Source organism: Pseudomonas triticifolii, assembly GCF_014358015.1.
In the GTDB taxonomy this organism is placed as follows: Bacteria; Pseudomonadota; Gammaproteobacteria; order Pseudomonadales; family Pseudomonadaceae; genus Aquipseudomonas; species Aquipseudomonas triticifolii.
In genome coordinates this window covers 1-19884 of the sequence record NZ_JACONV010000037.1, presented here as the reverse complement: position 1 = coordinate 19884, position 19884 = coordinate 1, and the positions used below count along the sequence as shown (strand labels likewise).

General features: G+C 61.1%; 19 protein-coding genes. 9 read left to right on the top strand and 10 right to left on the bottom strand.

Annotation, left to right across the window (positions count from 1 at the left end):
- Window positions 1-47 precede the first annotated feature (47 nt).
- Genes H8S56_RS24120 through H8S56_RS24105 form a run of 4 tightly spaced genes read right to left on the bottom strand, consistent with a single transcriptional unit; the run spans window position 48 to window position 3502 of the window.
- Window positions 48-1217: an osmoprotectant ABC transporter ATP-binding protein OsmV gene (locus H8S56_RS24120; protein WP_024684685.1), complete on the bottom strand. Its 1170-nt coding sequence runs from the start codon at window positions 1215-1217 to the stop codon at window positions 48-50.
- Window positions 1214-1867 carry an ABC transporter permease gene (locus H8S56_RS24115; RefSeq protein ID WP_003400010.1) on the bottom strand — a complete coding sequence of 218 codons (654 nt, stop codon included), beginning with the start codon at window positions 1865-1867 and terminating at the stop codon, window positions 1214-1216. The genes H8S56_RS24120 and H8S56_RS24115 overlap by 4 nt, the downstream gene beginning before the upstream one ends.
- A 13-nt stretch (window positions 1868-1880) precedes the next feature.
- Window positions 1881-2774, bottom strand: coding sequence for a glycine betaine ABC transporter substrate-binding protein (locus H8S56_RS24110; protein WP_187519979.1), 894 nt, complete (start codon window positions 2772-2774; stop codon window positions 1881-1883).
- Between the two features lie 14 nt (window positions 2775-2788).
- On the bottom strand, window positions 2789-3502 hold the full coding sequence (locus H8S56_RS24105; protein ID WP_024684687.1) for an ABC transporter permease: 714 nt from the start codon (window positions 3500-3502) through the stop codon (window positions 2789-2791).
- A gap of 344 nt (window positions 3503-3846) precedes the next feature.
- Between H8S56_RS24105 and H8S56_RS24100 the strand changes: the two genes are divergently transcribed.
- Window positions 3847-5430 (top strand): peptide chain release factor 3, encoded by a 1584-nt coding sequence (locus tag H8S56_RS24100; protein ID WP_024695419.1) that lies wholly within the window; start codon window positions 3847-3849, stop codon window positions 5428-5430.
- Window positions 5431-5592: 162 nt separating this feature from the next.
- Here the strand turns inward: H8S56_RS24100 and H8S56_RS24095 are convergent, their stop codons facing one another.
- Window positions 5593-6489, bottom strand: a complete 897-nt coding sequence (locus H8S56_RS24095; RefSeq protein WP_024684689.1) for a LysR family transcriptional regulator — start codon at window positions 6487-6489, stop codon at window positions 5593-5595.
- A 126-nt stretch (window positions 6490-6615) separates the two neighbouring features.
- Window positions 6616-7200: an NAD(P)H-dependent oxidoreductase gene (locus H8S56_RS24090; protein WP_187519978.1), complete on the bottom strand. Its 585-nt coding sequence runs from the start codon at window positions 7198-7200 to the stop codon at window positions 6616-6618.
- Between the two features lie 193 nt (window positions 7201-7393).
- Between H8S56_RS24090 and H8S56_RS24085 the strand changes: the two genes are divergently transcribed.
- Entirely contained in the window at window positions 7394-7729 is a 336-nt protein-coding gene (locus H8S56_RS24085) for a putative quinol monooxygenase (protein WP_024684691.1), read from the top strand.
- Here the strand turns inward: H8S56_RS24085 and H8S56_RS24080 are convergent.
- Entirely contained in the window at window positions 7683-8447 is a 765-nt protein-coding gene (locus tag H8S56_RS24080) for a sulfite exporter TauE/SafE family protein (RefSeq protein WP_187519977.1), read from the bottom strand. The genes H8S56_RS24085 and H8S56_RS24080 overlap by 47 nt on opposite strands.
- 100 nt (window positions 8448-8547) lie before the next feature.
- Between H8S56_RS24080 and H8S56_RS24075 the strand changes: the two genes are divergently transcribed.
- Entirely contained in the window at window positions 8548-9435 is an 888-nt protein-coding gene (locus H8S56_RS24075) for a LysR substrate-binding domain-containing protein (RefSeq protein ID WP_187519976.1), read from the top strand.
- 325 nt (window positions 9436-9760) lie between these two features.
- Here the strand turns inward: H8S56_RS24075 and mnmH are convergent, their stop codons facing one another.
- Together mnmH and selD are read right to left on the bottom strand one after the other, a co-directional pair.
- Complete coding sequence (mnmH, locus tag H8S56_RS24070) at window positions 9761-10870, bottom strand: tRNA 2-selenouridine(34) synthase MnmH (RefSeq protein ID WP_187519975.1); 1110 nt, start codon at window positions 10868-10870, stop codon at window positions 9761-9763.
- Entirely contained in the window at window positions 10870-11904 is a 1035-nt protein-coding gene (selD, locus tag H8S56_RS24065) for a selenide, water dikinase SelD (protein WP_024686078.1), read from the bottom strand. Before selD ends, mnmH begins: the two co-directional genes overlap by 1 nt.
- A gap of 235 nt (window positions 11905-12139) precedes the next feature.
- Between selD and H8S56_RS24060 the strand changes: the two genes are divergently transcribed.
- The 4 genes from H8S56_RS24060 to phnE are packed head-to-tail and all read left to right on the top strand — an operon-like array spanning window position 12140 to window position 15373.
- A complete protein-coding gene (locus tag H8S56_RS24060) occupies window positions 12140-12991 on the top strand; it encodes a putative selenate ABC transporter substrate-binding protein (RefSeq protein WP_024694263.1) in 852 nt (283 codons plus the stop codon).
- A complete protein-coding gene (locus tag H8S56_RS24055; protein ID WP_187519974.1) occupies window positions 12988-13788 on the top strand; it encodes a phosphonate ABC transporter ATP-binding protein in 801 nt (266 codons plus the stop codon). The genes H8S56_RS24060 and H8S56_RS24055 overlap by 4 nt, the downstream gene beginning before the upstream one ends.
- Complete coding sequence (locus tag H8S56_RS24050) at window positions 13782-14609, top strand: PhnE/PtxC family ABC transporter permease (RefSeq protein ID WP_024694265.1); 828 nt, start codon at window positions 13782-13784, stop codon at window positions 14607-14609. Before H8S56_RS24055 ends, H8S56_RS24050 begins: the two co-directional genes overlap by 7 nt.
- Window positions 14606-15373, top strand: coding sequence for a phosphonate ABC transporter, permease protein PhnE (gene phnE, locus H8S56_RS24045; RefSeq protein WP_187519973.1), 768 nt, complete (start codon window positions 14606-14608; stop codon window positions 15371-15373). The genes H8S56_RS24050 and phnE overlap by 4 nt, the downstream gene beginning before the upstream one ends.
- A 183-nt stretch (window positions 15374-15556) precedes the next feature.
- Here the strand turns inward: phnE and ggt are convergent, their stop codons facing one another.
- Entirely contained in the window at window positions 15557-17284 is a 1728-nt protein-coding gene (gene ggt / locus H8S56_RS24040; protein ID WP_187519972.1) for a gamma-glutamyltransferase, read from the bottom strand.
- A 263-nt stretch (window positions 17285-17547) separates the two neighbouring features.
- On the opposite strand from ggt, the gene H8S56_RS24035 reads away from it, so the two are divergent.
- Together H8S56_RS24035 and H8S56_RS24030 are read left to right on the top strand one after the other, a co-directional pair.
- Window positions 17548-18312 (top strand): response regulator transcription factor, encoded by a 765-nt coding sequence (locus tag H8S56_RS24035; protein WP_024694268.1) that lies wholly within the window; start codon window positions 17548-17550, stop codon window positions 18310-18312.
- Between the two features lie 29 nt (window positions 18313-18341).
- On the top strand, window positions 18342-19712 hold the full coding sequence (locus H8S56_RS24030; RefSeq protein ID WP_187519971.1) for an ATP-binding protein: 1371 nt from the start codon (window positions 18342-18344) through the stop codon (window positions 19710-19712).
- Window positions 19713-19884: the final 172 nt, after the last annotated feature.

Sequence of the window (19884 nt, the reverse complement as noted above, 5' to 3'; positions counted from 1 at the left end):
CCGCTTGGTGACTCACGCCCTGAACCAAAAGCGCAGGAGTTTCGCCGTCAGGCTTGCGCGTCGCTCAGTGCAATCTCAGCTGGCGACACAATGCTGGTCTTCATGCCACGTGAACGCCCCGAACTCAGGTAAGCGGCAATCGACTCCTGGGTCACTTCCCCCAGGAACACGTTTTCGGCGTCCAGTACCGGCAGCCACGAGCGGTTGAACTCGTACATGCGCGACAACAGGATGCGCAAGTGTTCGTCGTACGCCGCCGTGCCGTTGAATTCGCGCAGGAATTGCGCGCAGGTGCCCTGCTGGCGGTGCAGGTCGCGACGACGTACGTAACCCATCGCCTTGTTTTCGCTGTCGGTGACCACGATGTAACGGCGGTCGTTTTCGTCCATCACGTCCAGCGCATCGGCCACCGGGGTTTCCGGGCTGACCGATGGCGCGTTGTCGGCGGCGTCCTCGGCCTTGACCAGCAACAGGCGCTTGAGGGTGCTGTCCTGACCGACGAAGCTGCTGACGAAGTCGTCTGCCGGATGCGCGAGCAAGGTATCCGGGTGATCGATCTGCAGCAATTTACCGCCACGGAAGATCGCGATCTTGTCGCCCAGCTTGATGGCTTCGTCGATGTCGTGGCTGACCATGATCACGGTCTTATTCAATGCACGCTGCATCTCGAAGAACTCGTTCTGGATCATCTCGCGGTTGATCGGGTCGACCGCACCGAACGGCTCGTCCATCAGCAGCAAGGGCGCGTCGGCCGCCAGCGCACGGATCACACCGATACGCTGCTGCTGACCGCCGGACAGCTCACGCGGGTAGCGGTGCAGGTACTGCTTGGGTTCCAGCTTGATCATGCTCATCAGCTCGCGGGCACGGTCATGGCAACGCTGCTTGTCCCAGCCCAGCAATTTGGGCACGACCACGATGTTTTCTTCGATGGTCATGTTCGGGAACAGGCCGATCTGCTGGATCACATAACCGATGTTGCGACGCAGGGTCACTTCGTCCAGGTCCGTGGTGTCCTCGCCGTTGATCAGCACCTTGCCGGACGTCGGCATGATCAGGCGGTTGATCATTTTCAGCGTGGTGCTCTTGCCGCAGCCCGACGGGCCGAGGAAGACGCAGATCTCGCCTTCGTTGACGGTGAGGCTGACCGAGTCGACAGCCTTCACTTCTTTGCCGTTGCTCTGGAAAGTCTTGGAGAGGTTCTGGAGTTCGATCATTTCAGGAGTCCTTTTGGAGTCAGCGTACGTTGCAGCCATTGCAGGAGAAGGTCGGCGATGATGGCCAGAATGCTGACCAGTACCGCGCCGACGATCAGCATCGACATATCGCTGCGGCTGATTGAAGCGAGAATGAGTACACCCAGACCACCGGCGCCGATGGTCGCGGCGATGGTCATGACACCGATATTCATCACCACGGCGGTGCGCACACCGGCGAGGATGACGGGCACGGCAATCGGCAGTTCGACCATGCGCAGGCGCTGGCCGAAGGTCATGCCGATGCCTTTGGCGGCTTCGCGAATACCCGGTTCAACGCCCGTCAGCGCCAGGTAGGTATTGCGCATGATCGGCAGCAGGGAATAGAGGAATACGGCAGTGATGGCTGGCATCGGGCCAAGGCCCTGACCGAACTTGGAGTAGAACGGCAGCAGCAGGCCGAACAGCGCAATCGACGGCACGGTCAGCAGTACGGTGGCGCTGGCTTGCAGCGGACCGGCCAATGCCGGAAAGCGTGTCATCAGCACGCCCAGCGGCACACCGACGACGATAGCCAGGGTCACGGCAATACCGACCAGCGTGATGTGCTGCCAGGTCAGTTGCAGGACCTGAGCCCAGTCCAGATGGGAGAAGGCGCTCAAGAAACTCATATCGTCTCCTTCCTTAATTCAGGGGATGCTGGCGCAGGAAATCTGCGGCAACCGAGGATGGGCTTTCATGGCCGACATCGACGCGGGCGTTGAGGTCAATCATGGTCTGGTTGTCCAGAAGTTCAGCCAACGGCTTGAGCAGCGTGGCGATCTCAGGATGTGCGTCCAGATACTCCTGGCGAATCACCGGCGCTGCGGTGTAATCCGGGAAGTAATGCTTGTCGTCTTCCAGCACCTTGAGCTTGAACGCGTTCAGGCGGCCGTCGGTGGTGTAGACCAGACCTGCGAACACCTGGCCGTTGCGCAGCGCGGTGTAGACCAGACCCGCGTCCATCTGCCGGGTATTCTCACGACCGAGATTCATGTCGTAATGCTTGACCATGCCGATCAGGCCGTCGGAACGGTTGGCGAACTCGGTGTCCAGCGCTACGACATGACCCTCTTTGGCTTCATCCTTAAGCACTTTGGTCAGTTCGGTCATGGTGTTGATCTGCGGGTACTTGTCCGCAACCTTCTGCGGCAGTGCCAACGCGTAGGTGTTGTTGAATTTGGACGGCGAAAGCCAGACCAGGCCTTTCTTCGCATCGACTTCTTTCACACGGGCGTAGGTCTGCTCGCTGTCGAGTTTTTCGTCGATGTGGTTATACGCAACCAGCGACACGCCGGTGTATTCCCACAACAGATCGAGCTGGCCGCTTTCCTGAGCGCTGCGCGCCAGGTTGCTGCCCAGACCACCAGTGATCTGCACGTCATAGTTCTTGGTGCGCAGGTATTGCGCGGTCAGTTCAGCCAGCATGGTCTGCTCGGTGAACACGCGCGCACCAACGCGCAATAGCGGCTTGTCTGCCGCCTGGGCCAGCGCCGAAAACAACAGGGCACAGCCTAAAAACACACATAACTTCTTCATGGTAGTTCCTTCGCTCAGCGAGTCAGGCCGCGTTCCAGCCACAGGCGACTGGCAATGATCACCAGGCCGTCGAGCAACAACGCCAGCAGAGCGGTACACGCCGCACCCAGCACCAATTGCGGCTGATTATTCAGGGCGATGCCGGGGAAGATCAGGCTGCCAAGGCTATTGGCGCCGATGAGAAAGGCCAGCGGTGCAGTACCGACGTTGATCGCCAGCGCAACCCGCACACCACCGACAATGATGGGCACGGCGTTGGGCAGTTCGACACGCCACAGCACCTGGCGCGGTGTCATGCCGATGCCGACGGCCGCTTCTTTGAGTGAACCCTGGACGTTCTTCAAGCCTTCGTAGGTGTTACGCACGATGGGCAACAGTGAGGCGAGGAACAGCGCGAAGATGGCAGGCCCGCTGCCGATCCCGAGAATCCCGAGGGCAATGGCCAGAACGGCGAGAGGTGGAACGGTGTTGCCAATGTTGAAGATCTGCATGAAGCGTTCGGCTCGGCCAACCATGCTCGGTCGGCTGAGGGCAATGCCTGCCGGGATGCCGACCACCAGGGCCGCGAGCATTGAAACCAGAACCAGAATCAGGTGAGCCTGAAGGTAGAACAGCAGGTCATCCTGGTATTGCTTGATGGTACTAATGCCGATCCAGTGGATCAGCAGGGCCAGGAGCGCGATAACAACCGCGCCTCCCAATAGCCCCTTGCCATAGCGATTTGCCACGGGCGGACTCCTTATTTCAGTCGGCGAACGCGTTGACTTGGGCGACCGACAGGACGCCAGCAATAACGTTCGCGAAGAGCAGCGGGTGGGTCGCCGGTAAGGGTTTAACCTCGGCGATAACACAAGCCATGAGCGCAGCTTCGTCAAGCCAACATGCTGATCAATCAGCCCCTGAAGTTGGCCTCGGTACTGGCCTTGACGGGGGAGTGGACGTCTCCACGACCTGAAAGGTTCCCACGCGAGACATTATCTGGCCACCCCCGATTGACTGAACGGTTCGGTTATTGCCCAGACTTGAGCTATAATCTGCGCCCTTTTTTCAATCCCATTCCAGGCGATTTCCCATGACCCAACAGGCCGCCGAAGTCGCGAAACGCCGCACTTTCGCCATTATTTCCCACCCCGACGCCGGTAAAACCACCATCACGGAAAAGCTGCTGCTGATGGGCAAGGCCATTTCCGTCGCCGGTACGGTCAAGTCGCGTAAATCCGATCGTCATGCCACATCCGACTGGATGGAAATGGAGAAACAGCGCGGCATCTCCATCACCACGTCCGTCATGCAGTTCCCGTATCGCGATCACATGATCAACCTGCTGGACACCCCGGGCCACGAAGACTTCTCCGAAGATACCTACCGCACGCTGACGGCAGTGGACTCGGCCTTGATGGTGCTGGACGGCGGTAAAGGTGTCGAACCACGCACCATCGCCCTGATGGATGTCTGCCGCCTGCGCGATACGCCGATCGTCAGCTTCATCAACAAGCTGGACCGTGACATTCGCGACCCGATCGAACTGCTGGACGAGATCGAAGCCGTCCTCAAGATCAAGGCAGCGCCGATCACCTGGCCAATCGGTTGCTACCGCGACTTCAAGGGTGTGTACCACCTGGCTGATGACTACATCATCGTCTACACCGCCGGCCACGGGCATGAGCGTACCGAAACCAAAATCATCCAGAACCTGGACTCCGACGAAGCCCGCGCCCACCTGGGTGACGAGTACGACCGCTTCGTCGAGCAACTGGAGCTGGTGCAGGGTGCCTGCCACGAATTCAATCAACAGGAGTTCATCGACGGTCAACTGACCCCGGTGTTCTTCGGCACGGCGCTAGGCAACTTCGGTGTCGATCACGTGCTCGATGCCGTGGTGAACTGGGCACCGATGCCGCTGGCCCGCGTCGCCAACGAGCGCACCGTGGAGCCGGAAGAAGAGAAATTCAGCGGCTTCGTGTTCAAGATCCAGGCGAACATGGACCCCAAGCACCGCGACCGTATTGCGTTCATGCGCATCTGTTCGGGCCGTTACGACAAGGGCATGAAAATGCGCCACGTACGTCTGGGCAAGGACGTGCGGATCGGCGACGCGCTGACCTTCTTCTCCTCGGAACGCGAGCAACTGGAAGAGGCCTACGCAGGCGACATCATTGGCCTGCACAACCACGGCACGATCCAGATCGGCGACACCTTCACCGAAGGCGAAGGACTGGGCTTCACGGGTATTCCGCACTTCGCACCGGAGCTGTTCCGTCGCGTGCGCCTCAAGGATCCCCTCAAGTCCAAGCAGTTGCGTCAGGGCTTGCAACAACTCGCTGAAGAAGGCGCCACGCAGGTGTTCTTCCCGCAGCGCAGCAACGACATCATTCTGGGTGCCGTCGGCGTGCTGCAGTTCGACGTCGTCGCCAGCCGCCTGAAGGAAGAATACAAGGTCGAATGCGCCTACGAGCCGATCACCGTGTGGTCAGCTCGCTGGATCGAATGCGCGGACAAGAAGAAGCTCGAAGAGTTTGAAAACAAGGCTGTGGAAAACCTGGCGCTGGACGGTGGTGGTCACCTCACCTACCTGGCCCCGACCCGCGTCAACCTGGCGCTGATGGAAGAGCGCTGGCCCGACGTGAAATTCCGCGCGACTCGCGAGCATCACTGATAGACCGCAGCTCTGTGGGAATGAGCTTGCTCACGAACGCTATCGTTCAGACGCCCTGATTCAGGGTTACTGCACTGGCCTCTTCGCGAGCAAGCTCGCTCCCACATGCTCTGCAGTGACTGACACGCATTGTGTGACGCTCAGCGCCCTGCGTGTCCACGCTCACTGCGCATAGCCCTTCAGTTTCTCCTGCATGAAATCCAGAAAACACTGAACCCTCAGCGCCAACTGCGAGTTGCGGTAGTACACCGCATTGATCGGCTGGCGATAACCGCTGTCGGCGTGTTGCAGAAGGCCGACCAGCCGGCCATCGCGCAGGTCTTCGTGGGTCATGAAATCTGACAGACAGGCAATCCCCACCCCCTCCAGCGCCAGATGCCGCAAGGTGTCGCCACTGGACGCCGTCACGGCCGGCTTGATCTGAAAGCGGTCGCCACCGGCATGGCGCAGCGGCCAGCGGTTGAGCACTTCCACCTGATTGAATCCCACCAGCGTGTGCTGCGATAAATCCTCGACGGTGTGTGGCGTGCCGTAGCGCGCCAGGTACGCAGGACTGGCGACGATGTTCAGCAGGCAACTGCCCAAGGCGCGCGCGTGCAGGGTCGAGTCCGGCAATGTGCCGATGCGGATCGCGATGTCGGTGTTCTGCTCCAGCAGGTCGATAAACCAGTCATCACTGTCCAGTTCCAGCTGGATATCCGGATAACGCTGCCGAAATTCCGCCACATGTGGCACCACCGAATGCAGCATGAAGGGTGAAGCGGCGTTGACGCGCAGTCGGCCGGCCGGTGTCTGGCGTGACGACATCAGGTGTTCTTCAAGGCTTTCCATCTGTTCAAGAATTGCACGGGCACGGGCCAGGAAGAACTTGCCCTCTTCGGTCAGGTCCATGCGCCGCGTCGTGCGATTGATCAGCGTGGTTTCCAGCTTGGCCTCCAGCCGCGACAAGGTGCGACTGATCCCTGAAGGCGTTTGCCCCATCTTCTCGGCAGCAGCGGAAATCGACCCGCTTTCGATCACCGAAACAAACACCTGCAACTCATCGGACCTGGCTTTCACTGTTGTCCCCTGCTCAAGCGTCCGGGAATATTAACCGTGGTTCAAGCAAAGGCGTGAGTTCTGAGTGAACACAGTCCGTTGGTGCTGCAAGACCTGCGTCGAACGCAGCACGCAGGGACGATCACCTCAAACCCCAAACACCCTGGCCAGATGCGCTTCATAGCGTTTCACATCAGCTTCGATGTTCGGCATTTTCATCACGTCCACCGCCAGAAACGTCGGCAGGCTGGTCATCCCCAAGAACTGGTTGGCTTTGTGAAACGGGAAGTACACGGCATCGACGCCTTTGGCTTCAAAGAAGTCGGACGCCTCGTCGAACGCCTGCTGCGGTGCGTTCCAGGTAGCGGAAATCATGTACTGCTTGCCGTGCAACAAACCGCCGCTGCCGTATTTCTGCGAGGCATCGGAACGGCTGCGGCCATCGTTGGCGTAAAGGCTGCCGTGACCTTCGGTGAATACTTCGTCGATGTATTTCTTCACTGTCCACGGCGCGCCCATCCACCAGCCCGGCATCTGCCAGACAATCACGTCAGCCCATAGAAACTTCTGCACTTCTTCGACAAGGTCGTAGCCACCGTCAATGAAGGTTTCCTTCACGTCATAACCGGCGCGGTCCATGAACGCCACACCGGCTTCATGCAAGGTCGCGTTATAGCGGCCATCGGAGTGAGCAAACTGTTTACCGCCGTTGAGAAACACTACTTTTTTCATGCCTGACCTCTGGGTGCTCGCCCGCTGCGCCGAAAGGCGGGTGTGGGCTCGTCATTAATGGATGGGGCAAGAATAAAGAGCGACGCGCATTTGAATAAGACCGGGATCGGCAAATGGCTTTTGCTCCAGCGTCACGAATCAAGCGCTTATTGTTGACTTAGAATGCGGCCACTTTCAGCAGAGGACTCTCCAGATGACTGACCTTCATGGTTTCATCCTTCACGCCCACACCCGCCCCGAAAAGTCCGCCGAGTTCGAAGCGCTGTTCAGTTCGTACGTTGCACAAAGCCGTAGCGAACCGGGCTGTATCGAGTACCACATGCTGCGCGATCAGCAGGACCCGACGCTGTTCATCTTCTTTGAAATCTGGGCGTCGAAAGAGGACCTCGACGTTCATTCCGCGCAACCGCACATGGTGAAGTTTTTCGAACACCGTATGGACTATCTGGTCCGCGAGTTCGACGTGCGCCGCATCGACATGCTTAGCCCCTCACCAGCAAATGCAGGCCCAGCAGCGCCATCCCGATAAAGAAGGCGCGCTTGAAGACCACTGCGCTGATTCGTTCTCGCAACCACTGCCCGAACGCCATGCCTAGCAGGGCAGGAATCAGCGCCAGTAAGGAGGCCGCCATTTCGCCACCGCCCAGCGCGCCCGTCGAGGACAGACCGATGGCCAGCGCCAGCGTCGAAACCGTGAACGAGAGCCCCAGCGCCTGCACCAGTTGATGACGCTCCAGCCCTAGCGCTTGCAGGTAGGGTACGGCAGGAATCACGAACACGCCGGTCGCCGACGTGATGACGCCTGTGAGCAACCCACACATCGGCCCGAGCCAGCGCTGGGTGTTCACAGCCACCTTGAATGGCGGCAGAAACAGACCGCTCAGCGCATAAAGCAGCAGCGCCCCGCCCAATGCCCGCGTCATGGAATGATCGCCGTTCATGCCCTGCCAGAACGAACCAGCCAGGGTGCCTGCGAACACCATCGCCAGCATCGGCCACAGACGCAGGAGCAACGGTCCGAGGTGCCCGCCTGCCGCCAGTTGCCAGACGTTGGTCACGATGGACGGGATAATCAGCAACGCAGCAGCCTGTGCCGGCAGCATAGCCAGCCCGAGTAAACCCATCGCCACGGTGGGCAGGCCAAGGCCTATGACGCCCTTGACGGCACCTGCCAGCAGGAAGGTGCCGAACACCAGCGCGACAAGGCTAATACCCAACGTGTGATCACTGTCGAAAAGTACGCTCATGCCGCGATTCTGGACCTGACGCGGCGCCTTGAAAATCTGGCTTATACTGAGCCAGCCTCAGGCATGGACAGAGGCTAATCATTAGAGGGTATTCAGTCACATGCATTTCGACCTCATCGACCTGCGCCTTTTTCAGCACGTGATCGAGACCGGCAGCCTCACTGCTGCCGCAACGCGCAGCCATCTGTCGCTGGCATCGGCCAGCGCGCGTGTGCGAGCGATGGAGGCGTCGTTGCAGGCACCACTGCTTGAACGTGGCAGACGTGGCGTCACGCCGACGCCTGCGGGAAAGGCATTGGCGCAACACGCCCGGTTGATCCTGCAACAGGTCGAACGCATGCAATTCGATCTGGCCGACTACGCCAAAGGCTTCAAAGGCCAGGTGCGGCTGCTGTGCAACACCTCGACGCTCAGCGAACACCTGCCGGAACGACTGGCGGACTTTCTGGTGGCGCATCCCCACATCGATATCGACCTGCAGGAACAACCCAGCCTGCGCATCCTCCAGGCGCTGCGTCAGGGCACCGCAGACATCGGGATCGTTTCCGACGCCGTAGACGCCAGCGACCTGCAGACCCAGCCCTTTGGTGATGATCCGCTGACGCTGGTACTGCCGCTCGATCATCCGTTGAGCGGGTTATCCAGCGTCAGCTTTGCCCAGACGCTCGATGAAGAGTTCGTCGGCATGGCGGCCAGCAGTGCGTTGGGCATCTATCTGGAAGAACAGGCGCTGCACACGGGCAAGCGCTTGCGCATCAGAGTGCGGGCCGAAGGGTTCGATGGCGTGTTGCGCATGGTCGCCCATGGCGCGGGACTTGGGATCGTGCCGCAGGCAGCGGTGGACCGCGCACCTCGTCCGCTGCGCCTTGCCGCTGTGCGCCTCAGTGATGCCTGGGCCGATCGCACATTGCTGCTCTGCGCCGCCGACTTCGATGCACTGCCCGGTTATGCCAAGGCATTGCTCAATCACCTGGCGCATCGCTCTTAGCCGTGATGCAGCCATGCAGGAATGGACTTGGTATGGGCTGCAATACGACGATGAACGATGAGGCGTTTTTTCTGGCAAACCGTGCCGACTTCATCGCCGGCAAGCCGCCTCCCACAGGGAACGCGCTCAACCCCTGTTCTGTGGTCGTCGCTACACCAGCAGCACTGGATACATGCAAAACCTGTGGGAGCGAGCTTGCTCGCGAAGGCGATGCATCAGACACCACCTCTTCAACAGATAGACTGCCTTCGCAAGCAAGCCCCCACCAGACTCGTGTGTGCTGCGAGATAGCGCCGCCACGAAGAGGCAGCGGCGTCAGGAAATGTTACGTAGACGACGCTCTGGCCTTGCGCTCGCGCAGGTACGCAACCACTTCGCTCTGGGTCCCGGCAAACTCAATGCGCGAGGCCTTGTGCTCGCGCTGGTAGGCGTACATGGGGTCGTAGTATTCGCCAAGCAGACCTTCGATCCAGCCACGATGCAGATCGACCTTGCCGCTGCGCCGCTGTTCGTCCAGCGCGTCCTGCATGATGGCTTGCAGTCGCTGCAAACGCTCACCGCCGAGTCGCTTATGGATGTTTTTCAGGCTTTGCAGCAGGCGCTCGGCAAACAGGTCGAAACCGGTTTCCGCGCCGTTGAGTGTGATGAACTCGGCGCACAGGTCGGTCACGTAATCGCGAAGAATACGCTCGACCCGGTTTTCGAAACTGTCCTCCAGCCAGACCATCGAACAAGCCTGCATGGTCTGGTGCAGTTCCAGCGGCACGTTGCAGCTGCCCACCAGGCGGCTTTCGTCTTCCAGCACGAACTGCTCGATGCCTGCGGCGCGTTTCTTGAGCAGGTCGATGGCCAGGCGGTTCTCGAAGTCGATCTGGGCCGGTTGGCCAGTGGCTCGCTTGCCGAAGCTGGAACCACGATGGTTGGCGATGCCTTCCAGATCGAGGCTGTTGCCAAGCTGGGTCAGCACCTCGGTCTTGCCCGTGCCGGTCATGCCACCGAGCACCACGAACTCACATTCGGTCACCGCGTCGTGCAGGGTGTCCAGCAGAAAGGTCCGCATCGCCTTGTAGCCGCCAATGATGCGCGGATAATCGACGCCTGCATCCTTCAGCCAGCGTTGCACGGTCTGCGAGCGCAGCCCGCCACGGAAGCAATACAGGTAGCCATGCGGGTTGGCTTTGGCGAATGCCAGCCAGGCTTCGACACGTTCATCCTTGACCGGCCCGCACACCAGTTGATGGCCCAGCGTGATTGCCGCTTCCTGCCCGTGTTGCTTGTAGCAGGTGCCCACCTTCTGCCGTTCGATGTCGTTCATCAGCGGCAGGTTGATCACGCCCGGAAACGCGCCCTTGGAAAACTCCACGGGCGCCCGGGCGTCCATCATCGGTACATCGTTGAGGAAAAGAGCGCGGTAATCACTGCTGTTGTCGGCCATCAGAACACCTCGACGGCGTGGGTCTGTCGCTCAAGCAATGTGCCGATAGGGTTCAGTTGCAGCCCCAGTTCGGCAGCCGCTGCCAGAAACTCCTCTTCGCCTTCCGGGGTAACCGCCACCAGCAAACCACCGCTGGTCTGCGGGTCGCACAACAGGTCACGCTGGGCGTCACTGAGGGCGGCGATCTTATCGCCGTAGCTTTCGAAGTTGCGCAACGTACCGCCCGGCACGCAGCCTTCGGCGATGTAATGTTCGACACCCGGCAGACGCGGCACGGCGGCGTAATCCAGTCGGGCCGTCAGCCCTGCACCGTCCGCCATCTCGACCAGGTGACCCAGCAGACCGAAGCCGGTGACGTCAGTCATTGCCAGCACCCCGTCCAGTTTGCCGAAACGGCTGCCGGGCTTGTTCAGGGTGCACATCCAGTCACGCGCCAGACCGACATCCTGCTCGCGCAGTTTTGCCTTCTTCTCCGCGGTGGTGAGAATGCCGATACCCAAGGGTTTGGTCAGGTACAGCGTGCAGCCCGCTTGGGCTGTGTCGTTGCGCTTCATGTGTTTCTTCTGCACGACGCCGGTCACGGCCAGGCCGAAGATCGGCTCTGGTGCGTCGATGGAGTGCCCGCCGGCCAGTGGAATACCCGCTGCATCGCAGACCGCACGACCGCCACGAATCACTTCGCGGGCCACTTCCGGCGGCAGCACATTGACCGGCCAGCCGAGGATGGCGATGGCCATCAGCGGATCGCCGCCCATCGCATAAATGTCGCTGATCGCATTGGTCGCCGCGATGCGGCCGAAATCGAATGGATCGTCGACGATGGGCATGAAAAAGTCGGTGGTCGAGACCACGCCACGCTCATCGTCCAGCGCATAGACAGCGGCATCGTCACGCGAGGCGTTGCCGACCCACAGGTTGGGGTCCAGGTTCTGCGCGCCGCTGCCGGCCAGGATCACATCCAGCACCTTGGGGGAAATCTTGCAGCCACACCCTGCTCCGTGACTGTACTGGGTCAGGCGGATTGGCTCACTCATCGCGACACTCTCGGTAACTGGGAAACAGGCTGCGGAGTCTAGGGTCTGTTGCGGTTTGAGCGCAAACGGCGTCGCCGTTCGGTCATGCCATCAAAACGATACGCCTGACGAACTGGCCTTTCTCGCCGTGCCTCTTATAATCCCGCGCTCCAGTACCGAATCCATCGAGGCGTGCCTGCTTGTCCAGAGTCGCTTTGCCTTATCGTTTTTTCCGCTATTGAACCGGAGAACTTTCATGCTCAAGCGTACCCTGGCGCTCGCCGCCGGCCTTGCCCTGTCCTTTACTGCCCTGACCAGCCACGCGGCCGATGTGCTGCGCGTGTCGGCCATTCCCGACGAAGCGCCCACCGAACTGCTGCGCAAGTTCAAGCCGCTGGGGGCCTACCTCGAACAGCGTCTGGGCATGAAGGTCGAGTTCGTCCCGGTCGCCGACTACCCGGCGGTGGTCGAAGCACTGGCGACCGACCGTCTGGACATGGCCTGGCTGGGCGGCTTCACGTTCGTGCAGGTCAACCTCAAAACGGGTAACGCCGTACCCTTGGTGCAGCGCGAGCAGGACGCCCGGTTCACCAGTAAATTCATCACCTCCGACCCGAACGTGAAGAGCCTGGCGGACCTGAAAGGCAAGACGTTCGCTTTCGGCTCGATATCGTCCACCTCCGGCAGCCTGATGCCGCGCTACTTCATGCTCAAGGAAGACATCAAGCCGGAAACCTTCTTCAGCCGCGTGGCCTACTCTGGCGCGCATGACGCCACCGCTGCCTGGGTTCAGGCGGGCAAGGTCGATGCCGGTGTGCTGAACGCCAGCGTATGGGACAAGCTGGTCGCCAACGGCAAGGTCGATACCACCAAGGTGCGTGTCTTCGCCACCACACCGACCTACTTCGATTACAACTGGACCGTACGCGGCACGCTGGACAAGGGCCTGGCGGCGAAGATCAAACAGGCGTTCCTGGACCTGGACCCGGCTAACCCTGAACAGAAAGCGATTCTTGATCTGCAGGCTGCCAGCCGCTTCATCGAAACCAGACCGGAAAACTACAAGGGCATCGAAGAGGCTGCCCGCGCTGCCGATCTGCTGAAATGACCCTGCGCCTGTCCGGGATAGACCTGCGCCACAGCAACGGTACGCTGGCGCTGCGAGGCCTGGAGCTGAGCGTTGCGCAGGGCGAACGGGTGGCGATCATCGGGCCGTCCGGGGCTGGCAAGACCACCCTGCTCAACCTGCTGGCCAGCGCCCTGCCGCCCAGCGCCGGACAAGTAGAGATACTGGGGAGCAATCCCTGGCAACTGTCCGGTCGACAGCGCCAGCAATTGCGCCGTCGCATTGCGCTGATCCATCAGGCCCCGCCCTTGCCGCCGCGTCAGCGCGTGGTGACGGCGGTGCTGGCGGGCAAGCTCGGTCAGTGGGGTCTGGGCAAGTCGTTGCTCAACCTGCTGCATCCACTGGACGTGCCAGGTGCTCGCGATGTGTTGTCGCGTCTGGATCTGGCGGACAAGCTGTTCGTGCCCTGCCAGCAATTGTCGGGCGGACAACTGCAACGGGTCGGCATCGCCCGCGCCTTGTATCAGGCACCTGAAGTCATGCTGGCGGACGAGCCGGTCTCGGCGATGGACCCGCGCCTGGCGGATCACACCCTGGCGCTGCTGTGTCAGCACGCCATTGAAAACGGCGTGACGCTGGTCGCCAGCCTGCATGCCGTTGAACTGGCGCTGGCGCACTTTCCGCGCATCATCGGCGTGCGGGACGGGCAGATCCATTTCGACCTGAACGCCAGCGAAGTCAGCCGGGAACACCTCGATACGCTTTACGCCAATGAACAGTTGAGCACACCGACCACCACCGAAACACCTGCCACTGCGCCCTGGACGCCACGATGCTGAGTCGTGATCGCCGCGACCCGGCCGCCGTACCGCGCGTGTTGCTGGCGCTGCTGGCTGTCGCGCTGCTGTGGCCTGGCATCCGTCTGGCTGAGCTTGATCCCACCGTTTTGCTGCAACCGGAAAACGTCCGGACCATGGGCGGTTTCGTGGCCGGTTTCTGGCCGCCTGCCCATGACCCCGATTTTCTCTCATTGCTGATCGACGCCACCTTGCAGACCCTGGCGATTGCCACCGCGGGCATGGCGTTGGCGCTGGTGCTGGCCATACCGGCGAGCCTGCTGGCCAGTTCGGCGTTGTCCTTGTCGGCCGCCTCACGTGCAGGACGGCCCGGCTGGCTCGGCCAGTGTCTGCGCTGGCCGGTGCGCGGCCTGTTGATCTTTCTGCGCAGCGTGCCGGAGATCGTCTGGGCGCTGCTATTTGTACGTGCCGTCGGGCTGGGTCCGACGGCGGGTGTGCTGGCTATCGCCATCACCTACGCGGGCATGCTGGGCAAGGTTTACGCCGAAATTTTCGAGTCCGTTGATCAACGCCCGGCCCATGCCCTGATGCAAGCGGGTGCCGGACGATTCGCCGCGCTGGCGTACGGCATACTGCCCAACGCCGCCGCCGAGCTGACCTCGTACACGGTGTATCGCTGGGAATGCGCAGTTCGGGCGTCGGTGGTGATGGGTTTCGTCGGCGCGGGCGGGCTGGGTCAACAGATCGACCTGTCGATGCGCATGTTCGCCGGGGCCGAAGTGGCGAGCATGCTGCTGACCTTTCTGGTGTTGGTGCTGCTGGCCGATCAGCTGAGCCGCCTGCTGCGCGGGAGGTTCACATGAGGCGTGTGAGCAACGGACTGTTGTTGATCGCGATCAGTGCTGCGGTGATTGGCTCGTTCGTGTACCTGGGCATGGACCTGCTCAGCCTTGGCAGCCAGGAAAGCCTCACACAAATGGGCCGCTACGCCTTGCGATTCATGAGCCCTGACTTCAGCGTCAGTCACTTGCAGACCATCGGCAAGGGCGCTCTGGAAACCCTGGCGATGTCTGCGCTTGGTACGCTGCTTTCAGTGATCGGTGGCTTGTTGTTGGCCTTGCCTGCTGCAGGTCGCCTGGGCTGGCCGCTGCGCAGCCTGAGCCGACTGCTGCTCAACGCATTACGGGCCATTCCAGAACTGGTGTGGGCGGTGCTGATGGTCCTGGCTGCAGGGCTTGGGCCTAACGCTGGCACGCTCGCGTTAGCGTTGCACACCACCGGTGTACTGGGTCGGTTGTTCGCCGAAGCGCTGGAAAACACCGCACCTGAGCCTGCGGCTGCGATTCGACTGCAAGGTGGTAGCGCGTGGCAGGCGTTCTGTTACGGCACGCTGCCCAACCTCTGGCCGCAGTTGCTGGCGTACACCCTGTATCGCTGGGAGAACAACATCCGCATGGCGAGCATTCTGGGCTTTGTCGGCGCGGGTGGGCTGGGGCAGATGCTCTATGTCAGCCTGAGCCTGTTCCAGGAAGCCCAGGCCAGCACCGTGATCCTCGCGATGCTGGTGCTGGTGTTTGCGGTGGATGCTCTGAGCGGCTGGAGTCGCCAGCGCTGGGTGCGTGGCTGATTGCGGGAGGCACGCAGCCGCCTCTTATCAAGCAACCTGTCACTTACTGAAGAAACCCGCCTTTGTGGGAGGCGGCTTGCCGGCGATTCGGTTTCTCAAGCGCCACATCAGCGCCTGAATTGATGCTGTCGCCGCCAAGCCGTCTCCCACGGTCCTCTGTTTACTGCAACTGGCCGCGGTACCTTAATACCCCAACGACAACCCCGTATTACGGCGCGGATCATTGGCACCGTAGAAACGGTTGTTGCCGACCGGTTTGCCGTCCAGCGACGGCGCGCCTACCAGAATCGCCGCGACATGGTTCATGGGCTGCGGACCTGCAAACTTGTGGCCCCAGCTTTCGAGGATTTTCAGCGTGTCAGGGCTCACCGCGAAGGTGTCCAGGTTGGTCGTATCCGGCTGCCATTGCTGATGGAAACGTGGCGCATCGACCGCTTCCTGAATGTTCATGCCGTAGTCGATCACGTTGAGCATGGTCAGCAGGGTCGCAGTGATGATGCGGCTGCCGCCTGGCGTACCGACGACCATGACGGTCTTGCCGTCCTTGGTGACAATGGTCGGGCTCATCGACGACAGCGGCGTCTTGCCCGGCGCAATGGCATTGGCTTCACCCTGCACCAGACCGTACATGTTGGGCACGCCGGGCTTGACGGTGAAGTCGTCCATCTCGTCGTTGAGGATGACGCCGGTCTTGCTGGCCATCACGCCTGCACCGAACCAGTTGTTCAGGGTGTAGGTCACCGAGACCGCATTGCCCCATTTGTCGACAATCGAATAGTGCGTGGTGTTGCTGCCTTCATGCGGCGCAACACCCGGTTTGATTTTGTTCGAATCACCGGCCTTGTTCGGGTCGATGGCGGCACGCAGTTTGTCGGCGTAGGCAGGATCCAGCAGGTGCTCGATGGGGTTCTTGACGAAATCCGGGTCGCCCAGGTAGCTGTTGCGGTCCACATAAGCATGGCGCATGGCTTCGATCTGATAGTGCGTCCCTTGCGCAGAGCGGAAGCCCAGCTCTTTCATCGGGTAGCCTTGCAGAATGTTCAGAATCTGGCAGATGACCACGCCGCCGGAGCTCGGTGGCGGTGCGGACACCACGTGGTATCCACGGTAGTCGCACTCGACGGGTGCCAGCTCACGGGTCTTGTAATGATCAAGGTCGGCCTGGGCAATGATGCCCTTGCCCGCCTGGCTCGAATCGACCAGCGCCTTGGCGACCCAACCTTTGTAAAAGCCGTCGCTGCCCTTCTCGGACACTTCGCGCAATGTCTTGGCGAGGTCCTTCTGCACCAGTTTCTGGCCGACCTGCAGCGGCTCGCCCTTGTCGAGGAAGATCGAACCCGAGTCGGCCATGTCCGCCTTGAACACGTCGGTCGCGGTATGCAGCATGTCAATATCGCCCTGGCGCAGGGTAAACCCTTCTTCCGCCAGCTTGATCGCCGGGGCAATCACGTCTTCGCGCTTGCGTGTGCCGTATTTGCTGAGCGCCAGCTCCATGCCGGACACCGTGCCCGGCACACCGACGGCCAGATGACCTTTGGCGCTCAGGTCCGGGATGACATTGCCGTCCTTGTCCAGGTACATGTTGGCGGTAGCAGCCAGCGGGGCCTTTTCGCGGAAATCGATAAAGGTCTTGCGGCCATCGGCTAACTGGACGGTCATAAAACCACCGCCGCCCAGATTACCCGCTGCGGGGTACACCACCGCCAGCGCGTAACCGACTGCAACAGCCGCATCGACGGCATTCCCGCCATCCTTCAGTACATCCACACCGACGTGGGTGGCCAGATGCTGGGCCGTCACGACCATGCCGTTTTCGGCGGCGACCGGTGCTTGTGACGCCGCGAACGTGGGGGAATACGCAACAATCAGTGCCGTCGCAATGAGCGATCGGGCGAGGGGTTCGAACTTCATGAGCAGTCTCTTCTTCCTGAATCCGGGACGTTTGACAGCCATTGCCCACGTGAAAAGCAATGGCGCTGCACCACCTCCCCAAGGCGTACCTGCATCCTTGCGGGGGTCGAACCTGATCAAAGTAGCGGGTCCTGACGCGTTTACATAGCGCAAAAGACTAAACGCATGTCATACAGCACCCGCACCGTGAATGGGATAAGATCGCGCCCACCAATGAGAATCATCCACGACTCGTCTCCAGCCCGTGCAGCAGGAACATCATGATGTGCGCGTCAACTTCATCTCTTCCGGCCCCACGCATTCTGGTGGTCGATGACCACCGCAAGATCCGCGATCCGCTCGCGGTGTACTTGCGACGTCATTTGTTCGAGGTGCGCACGGCCGAAGACGCAGCAGGCATGTGGCAATTGCTCAAGCAGCAGCGCTTCGATGTGGTGGTGCTGGACGTGATGCTGCCGGACGGCGACGGGTTCGAGTTATGCAGCCGCCTGCACCGGCGCGAAAACACGCCGGTGATCCTGCTCACCGCCCGCGATACTTCGGCAGACCGGGTGCGCGGCCTGGACATCGGCGCGGACGATTACGTCACCAAGCCCTTCGAGCCTCGTGAGCTGGTCGCGCGGATCAACAGCGTACTGCGCAGGCGCGGTGCGGTGCGCCCTGAATCCGCACGCGTAGCGCCCGACGAAGCAGCTCCGCTGTCCCAACACTACGCGTTTGCCGGTCTGACTTTCAGCACCAGTACCGGCACGCTGGTGCGACGCGACGGCTCGGCGGTCAGGCTCAGTACCGTGGAAAGCCGTTTGCTGGGTGTGTTGCTCAATCATCCCAATACCGTGCTCGACCGCCAGCGCCTGATCGACCTGACGGCGCGTCCCGGCAACGAAGTTTACGACCGCGCGATTGACCGACAGATCAGCCGCTTGCGCCGCAAGCTCGACGACAATCCGGTCGAGCCGGAACTGCTGCGCACGATCTGGGGTGACGGTTACCTGCTGGCAGCTGAAGTGACCGTGCCGGGCACATGAGGGTGCTCGAACGCTTTTGGCCGAAACGCATGACACAGCAATTGGGCGTGCTGTTGCTGCTCGCACTGCTGGCGTCCAACGCCATTGCCATGCTGTACCTGCAACGCACTGGCGCGCTGATTCATCCACTGTCGCGCACGCTGGCCATCGAACGGCTGATCACGGCCTATCACGCGACGCAGGGTCTTTCCGCGGACGATGCATCACGTCTGCTGAGTGCAATGCAAACGCCGGACTCGGAACTGTGGGTGTCCAGAGACCCCATCGCCAACACGCTGGACATGCGCGCCGAAGAGCATCGGCTGGTCGCGGATCTGCGAAAGCGCCTGACATTGCCGGACAACACCACCATCGGCATGCAGCTTGAGCGCATCAGCGGCGGACCGGCCCGCGAGCATGTGTTCGTCGCAGCTGGTTGGGCACCCTTGCGATTGCGCACCAGTATCGATCTGCTCAACGGCTCGCAGTTGAACGCCATCCAGCATCCGGCCGGAGGTTATGAATGGGGGCGCATGCTCGCCTACACCTTGCCGGTAACGACCATTCCGGTGCTGTTGATCGTGGTGTTTTTCATGCGCCGGATCGTGCAGCCAATCAAAAGTCTGGCGCAGGCGACCGAACGTGTCAGCCGGGGGGAATGGATACCGCCGCTGCCCATCACCGGCCCACAGGAGGCACGCGATCTGACCACCGCATTCAACGTGATGCAGGAGCGCATCGCCCGGCATGTCGAAGGCCGTACACGTATGCTCGCAGCGATCAGCCATGACCTGAATACGCCGATCACCGAACTGCGCTTGCAGATGGAATTGCTCGAAGACGGCCCCGAGCGCGACGACATGCTCGAAAGCCTCGACGAGCTAAGAGCGATGGTGCGAGAAACCCTGAATTTTGTGCGCGGCGATGCGGTGCAGGAAGCGATGGTCGACCTGTCGCTGACACGTCTTCTGGATGACCTGGCGCGGCGTTACACGAACATGGGGCAACCGATTGGCTGGAAGAGCGGTCAGGATGAGATCAGGTTTCGCTGCAGGCCTCTGGCGCTCAAACGCGCGCTGACCAACCTGATCGACAACGCGCTCAAACACGCAGGCGATGCCAGCGTCAGCGCCTGGACCGAACCCGACGGGCAGATCCGCCTGGAAATTCTGGACCACGGACCGGGCATCGAACAGGACTGGCTGACGCAGGTGTTCGAACCGTTCGTGCAACTGAGCCAGAGCGGCACCGACTCGGCGCAGGGCGGCGGATTAGGCCTGGGACTGGCCATTGCCCGCGCCTGCATCCAGGCCCACGGCGGCGAACTCACTCTGGAAAACCGCCCACCTGCCGGGTTATGTGCCGTCGTGCGATTGCCCGGGGCCTTAGAAAAAGAGACTGAAACAACAGCAGCTGATTGAGCGCACCCGCTCGTGGGAGGCGGCTTGCCGGCGATGGCGTTCTTCCAGCAGCTCACAGCGCCTGATAACACGCATCGCCAGCAAGCTGCCTCCCACAGGTTTTGGCTGGAGTAACCAGAGTCAAGTGGGAGCGAGCTTGCTCGCGAATGCAGTCTATCTGTTGAAGAGATGT

Bases quoted from the DNA above. Each gene is read 5' to 3' on its own strand.
- H8S56_RS24120 (WP_024684685.1), bottom strand. From the start codon at position 1,217: ATGATCGAACTCCAGAACCTCTCCAAGACTTTCCAGAGCAACGGCAAA.
- H8S56_RS24115 (WP_003400010.1), bottom strand. From the start codon at position 1,867: ATGAGTTTCTTGAGCGCCTTCTCCCATCTGGACTGGGCTCAGGTCCTG.
- H8S56_RS24110 (WP_187519979.1), bottom strand. From the start codon at position 2,774: ATGAAGAAGTTATGTGTGTTTTTAGGCTGTGCCCTGTTGTTTTCGGCG.
- H8S56_RS24100 (WP_024695419.1), top strand. From the start codon at position 3,847: ATGACCCAACAGGCCGCCGAAGTCGCGAAACGCCGCACTTTCGCCATT.
- H8S56_RS24090 (WP_187519978.1), bottom strand. From the start codon at position 7,200: ATGAAAAAAGTAGTGTTTCTCAACGGCGGTAAACAGTTTGCTCACTCC.
- H8S56_RS24085 (WP_024684691.1), top strand. From the start codon at position 7,394: ATGACTGACCTTCATGGTTTCATCCTTCACGCCCACACCCGCCCCGAA.
- H8S56_RS24080 (WP_187519977.1), bottom strand. From the start codon at position 8,447: ATGAGCGTACTTTTCGACAGTGATCACACGTTGGGTATTAGCCTTGTC.
- H8S56_RS24075 (WP_187519976.1), top strand. From the start codon at position 8,548: ATGCATTTCGACCTCATCGACCTGCGCCTTTTTCAGCACGTGATCGAG.
- mnmH (WP_187519975.1), bottom strand. From the start codon at position 10,870: ATGGCCGACAACAGCAGTGATTACCGCGCTCTTTTCCTCAACGATGTA.
- selD (WP_024686078.1), bottom strand. From the start codon at position 11,904: ATGAGTGAGCCAATCCGCCTGACCCAGTACAGTCACGGAGCAGGGTGT.
- H8S56_RS24060 (WP_024694263.1), top strand. From the start codon at position 12,140: ATGCTCAAGCGTACCCTGGCGCTCGCCGCCGGCCTTGCCCTGTCCTTT.
- H8S56_RS24055 (WP_187519974.1), top strand. From the start codon at position 12,988: ATGACCCTGCGCCTGTCCGGGATAGACCTGCGCCACAGCAACGGTACG.
- H8S56_RS24050 (WP_024694265.1), top strand. From the start codon at position 13,782: ATGCTGAGTCGTGATCGCCGCGACCCGGCCGCCGTACCGCGCGTGTTG.
- phnE (WP_187519973.1), top strand. From the start codon at position 14,606: ATGAGGCGTGTGAGCAACGGACTGTTGTTGATCGCGATCAGTGCTGCG.
- ggt (WP_187519972.1), bottom strand. From the start codon at position 17,284: ATGAAGTTCGAACCCCTCGCCCGATCGCTCATTGCGACGGCACTGATT.
- H8S56_RS24035 (WP_024694268.1), top strand. From the start codon at position 17,548: ATGTGCGCGTCAACTTCATCTCTTCCGGCCCCACGCATTCTGGTGGTC.
- H8S56_RS24030 (WP_187519971.1), top strand. From the start codon at position 18,342: ATGACACAGCAATTGGGCGTGCTGTTGCTGCTCGCACTGCTGGCGTCC.